This is a genomic window from Fulvivirga lutimaris, from assembly GCF_009711525.1.
Lineage (GTDB): Bacteria > Bacteroidota > Bacteroidia > Cytophagales > Cyclobacteriaceae > Fulvivirga > Fulvivirga lutimaris.
Window position 1 is genome coordinate 1 of sequence record NZ_SMLV01000190.1, and the last position, 4622, is coordinate 4622.

Annotated in this window: 5 protein-coding genes; 1 reads left to right on the forward strand and 4 read right to left on the reverse strand. The window is 36.3% G+C overall.

Annotated features, from left to right (window positions below):
* A partial coding sequence (locus E1140_RS01740; protein WP_155178400.1) for a PDC sensor domain-containing protein occupies positions 1-588 on the reverse strand: 588 nt, incomplete at its 3' end.
* 240 nt (positions 589-828) lie between these two features.
* Here E1140_RS01740 and E1140_RS01745 point away from each other — a divergent pair.
* A complete protein-coding gene (locus tag E1140_RS01745; RefSeq protein WP_155178402.1) occupies positions 829-2553 on the forward strand; it encodes a sensor histidine kinase in 1725 nt (574 codons plus the stop codon).
* On the opposite strand, the gene E1140_RS01750 is transcribed toward E1140_RS01745, so the two are convergent.
* From E1140_RS01750 to E1140_RS21310, 3 genes are all read right to left on the reverse strand, one after another.
* Positions 2550-2960, reverse strand: coding sequence for a GNAT family N-acetyltransferase (locus tag E1140_RS01750; RefSeq protein ID WP_221412607.1), 411 nt, complete (start codon positions 2958-2960; stop codon positions 2550-2552). The genes E1140_RS01745 and E1140_RS01750 overlap by 4 nt on opposite strands.
* 18 nt (positions 2961-2978) lie before the next feature.
* A complete protein-coding gene (locus E1140_RS01755) occupies positions 2979-4142 on the reverse strand; it encodes a glycoside hydrolase family 130 protein (RefSeq protein ID WP_155178404.1) in 1164 nt (387 codons plus the stop codon).
* 40 nt (positions 4143-4182) lie between these two features.
* Positions 4183-4622, reverse strand: a 440-nt coding sequence (locus E1140_RS21310) for a DUF7010 family protein (protein ID WP_185153369.1), incomplete at its 5' end; no start/stop codon positions are given.

Below are 4622 nucleotides of genomic sequence, written 5' to 3' on the forward strand. Positions count from 1 at the left end.
ATCGAAGCCAAAACTTGATAGTTCTTGGTTTAAGCTATTGTACTGTAAGGCGGTGGTGTTTAATGCTATTAAGTTATTGAAGCTATCACGTATTGGTACTCTGATGGGCAGTATCCAGTCTGCAACATTTGGAAAATAGTAGGCCTCTCCAATTGAGATGTTTTCCACCTGTTTAGCTTTCAAAAATGACCTTTTTGAATTTTCTGAAAGCATGAGATGAGGCAAAGAATCAGTAACATTTGCCTCAGAAAAAACTAAAACTTGACCTGTGGTGTCTACATAACCAAAAGCTAATAGCTCATTGTAATTCGAATTGGCTTTTCTGGCTAAATCGATTTTTCTTATTTGAGAGTTTTCACCTTTTACTTCAGCTAACTGCTGCCCTAAACTCAATAGGGTATTACGCCATTGTCTGAAACTTAGCTCGTAGTACCGCTTAATTACAGAGCTTGAATAATTTAAATCCTTAATCCGGTCGTGTTTAATATCAGTAAAGAGCCAAATACCTATCGCCAAAGCCGAAAGTGTGATTAGAAGGAAAGTGTAAATAAAAAATATGCGTATTACGGGTCTTTTTCCTTCTTTCATTTTAAAAAATGCAACAACCTAATTTAATTCTGAATTTAGACATTATTCTGAGAAATATCGCCTTTTTGAAGATAGCAATTTATCGTTAGGCCGTTAACTAAATCTTATTCAGTCAGAATTTTAGGCGTAATAGCTGGTCAGATTATCGAATTAAAATGCATAATAGCGATAATTTCTTACATGAATTGAATAATGTAGTTTATATTTCTGATATTTAATTGACAATGAGCTATTTGTGATATGAAACTGAAACCTTTACTTAAGTATAATCTCGATTTTAAGATCGTAATAGTAGCGGTCTTATATTATCTGGCTGCAAGATTTGCGTACTTTTTGGCTTTTGAAGATGCAAGCTCATTGCCAACCTGGCCACCCTCGGGACTTGGGTTCGCCTTAATTATACTTCTCGGGCGTAAGGCCTGGCCTGGAATAACCATAGGTGCACTATTAGCCAGCATTATGGCCATGAAGGCCAACGCTCCTGAGTTGACTGCCCAGAATGTAATCTCAATATCAAGCTTCATAGCAATAGGAAGCACGCTAGAAGCGGTATTGGGTAATTTTTTACTTAAGCTCTGGGTAAAAGATGATTTTCCATTCCATCATACAAAAAATACTTTTAGGTTTCTTTTTATAACAATGGTTATTGCATTGGTTGGTTCAACTATTGCAACTTTTAGTTTGTGGCTGAATGACAGAATTACTGCTGAATACTTTCTAACTGGTTTGTTTCGCTGGTGGGTAGGCAATGTGGTTGGTATATTATTGTTCACACCTTTTATCTTGTCATTGTTTAGAAAACATAAATTTTTATTTAATACGGACAAGATTTTAGAGATAGTAATTTTTGCAGTATGTGCTATTGGGTTATATCTATTGTTTCAAGTCGAGGAACTAAGCTTTACCATGTCAAGAGCCCTTCCGTTTCTGTTAATACCTTTTTTATTGTGGTTGGCTTTTAGATTTCAATTGATCATTTCAATTTCAGCAGTTGTTATTGTTTCAATAGTTACTATCTATCTAACGGCTAATAACACTGGTCCGTTTGTGCTGGAGACAGCTTCCAGTACCATGTTACTGCTTCAAATTTTCGTGAGTGTAATTAGTATATCTACCATTATTCTAGCTGCAACTGTTAAAGAAAGAACAGAAGTACAATTGAAGCTTGTGAAGTTTAATGAAAACCTTGAAGATATGGTTAAGGCCAGAACTAAAGAGCTAAACGATCAGATAGAAACACGTAAAAAGGCCGAAGATAAACTTAAAAACACCAATGAAGAATTGAGCAAGCGAAATGTTGAGCTTGATAATTTTGTATATAGTGTTTCTCATGACCTTAGGGCACCTATTGCATCAGTACTTGGTATTATCAATTTAGCCAAGAAGGATGAGGATAGGAATATGAAAGATGCTTACCTGGATATGATCAATAAAAGTGCTCTGCAGCAAGACAACTTTATAAAAGAGATTCTTGACCAATCTAGAAATTCCAGACTTGAAGTCAAGCGTGAGGAGATATCATTTAAGTCAATAATTGATGAGACATTTAATCAGCTGAAGCATGCTACCAGCAATGGAGAAAAGGTTCAAAAGAATATTAAAATAAAGCAAGACCAACCCTTTTATTGTGATGCTTGGCGCATTAAGGTTATCCTTAACAATATCTTCTCAAATTCTATCAGATACAGAAATGGCCGTGATCCGCTGATTAAAGTCAATGTTGAGATTAAGGATCATGCAGCTAAACTAATTGTAGAAGATAATGGCCGAGGCATTTCTAAAGAGCACTTAGACAAGGTGTATGATATGTTTTACAGAGCAACCGATGATGGTGCAGGTTCTGGACTAGGCTTATACATTGTTAAAGAAACAGTTGATAAACTCAAGGGCAAGATCAATATTGAATCGGAAGAGGGTAAGGGAACCAAGGTGTCTTTTGAAATTCCAGAAGTAAAGACTGCTTAAAGCTTCATTTCCATAATAATATACTCTTGCTGTCCTCTGCTAAATTTTTCATTTGTTTCGTATAGACCAAATTTCTTATAGAAACTTGTTTTGTCGACTCTGGCGTTGCACCAAAGCGTATTAACCTTTTCATGTTTGAGGTGAGCTATGATGTGATTAATTAACGCAGACCCATAACCATTACCCTGTTCATTTTGTAAAGTGGCCAGCTTTCTAAATTGAGCTTTGTTTTTGTTTATAAATACAGAGACAACGGCAACTATTTCTTTATTCTTCCAAACCGCAAAATGAATCCCATCTTCATCATTTTGAAGCTTAATGTAATCTATAGACTTGTCAGGCCACATAACCTTATGCCTTATTGGCCAGGTTAGTTGATAGGTAATCTGCTCAATACTATGATCCAAACCGAATATAGAAGGTGGTTATTTAATAGGATCCTGACTTACAGCCACGGCTATTTTTGAATCGGCAGTGCCATAGTATAAAAACCATTGATCTTTGAAATAAACAAGGCCTTCAACAAAGCATACTTCATTTACTTCTCCTACTTTTTCATAGTCCTTATCAGGGTGGATGAAGTAGCTCTCCGTGCGATCCATTAATTTATAAGGTGCTTCCTTATCGAACAGTGCTTGAGCAGCTGCATAAGTGAATTTAGGTAAGCTTGGGTCATTGAAATTAGCTGCATTGCTGGCATTGTAGATCAGTAATATACCATTATCAGTATACAGTGCATAGGGGCCGGGCTCTACCAGGCGGCTATCAAAATAACCAGGTCTTGGATGCAAAACCGAAAACATTTTTTTAGACTCTTCATTAATGGCAATATCCCAGTGGATTAAATCTTTAGAGGAGGCTATAAATAGGTTTGTGTCTCCAAAATACATCCAATATAGGCCATTGATTTTCTTAGCTACAACTTGATTTTCTACGAGTTCACTAACTATCGCTCCAGCTTTTGACCAGGTATCTTTGTGCTCTTCACCACTTAGCACCAAGCCATGTTTAGTCCATGTTTTTAAATCTTTAGAGGAGGCAATGCTTAATCTAGCCGTTTTACCATCATATGAGGTATACGTCATAAAATACTCACCACTTTCACTCATAACTATTCGTGGGTCTTCTACACCATCAAAATAGCAGAAATAGCATTCTTCTGAATTTACCTGCTCGGCTTCAGATTTCTTATAATTCCACTCATTTACCTTCATATCATCATTATCAGGATAGAAGATAGGGGCAGGTTGCTTGGTAAAATGTAAACCATCTGTACTAATGGCCATTCCTATTCTTGATGTACCATTTAAGTCCTGAGCCCTATAGAGCAGAAATACAGTGTCATTTCTTACCAATGCTGTCGGGTTTAGCACATTGCGTTCTTCCCATTTTACCAGATTCTTAGTAATGGGATCTGTGAACTCAAGGTCGGGAGATGGTTTTAAAATAGGATTGATGCTATCAACCTTTTCAAAACTTTCAAAATGCCAGCTTTCTACCGATTTCTCTTGGATATCATCACGCAATGGTTCCTTTTGATCGCATGCGATAACAATAATTGATAAAATGAGTATGGCTAATCTTTTCATTTCTCTATAGTTATGTGAAAGGACTACCAAGATAACTTATTTATTGCTGATAAATCAATTCTTTTCTTTTATAGGATATGAAGATGATCAAGCCCAATATAGTTAAGCAAATGCTCATCATAACGGGTATGAGATAGGTATATGCTGAGGATACATTTAAGCCAAGAAGAAGTGCTCCCAAAGAAATAAGCCCGGCCATTACAGCATAACCCTTTTCCATGTAAAACCAGGCATATGGAAAGAAGTGTGCACCAGTGATAATCGCATAAGCCATCACAAAGTATTCAGGGTACTTGATGAGCGTAAAAATCAAAAATGGGAAGTAAAAAAGTTGTGCAAAGTTAAACCACAGTCCTAATGGTTGAAGTGGGTTATCTTTTACTTTCCAGTTGGTTTTAAACACTTTAGAGAACGTAAAGGCCATTGGGAGCAAAAACCCTCCAACCATAAAAGTAAAAATACTCTTGTTGTAAGCCGAAT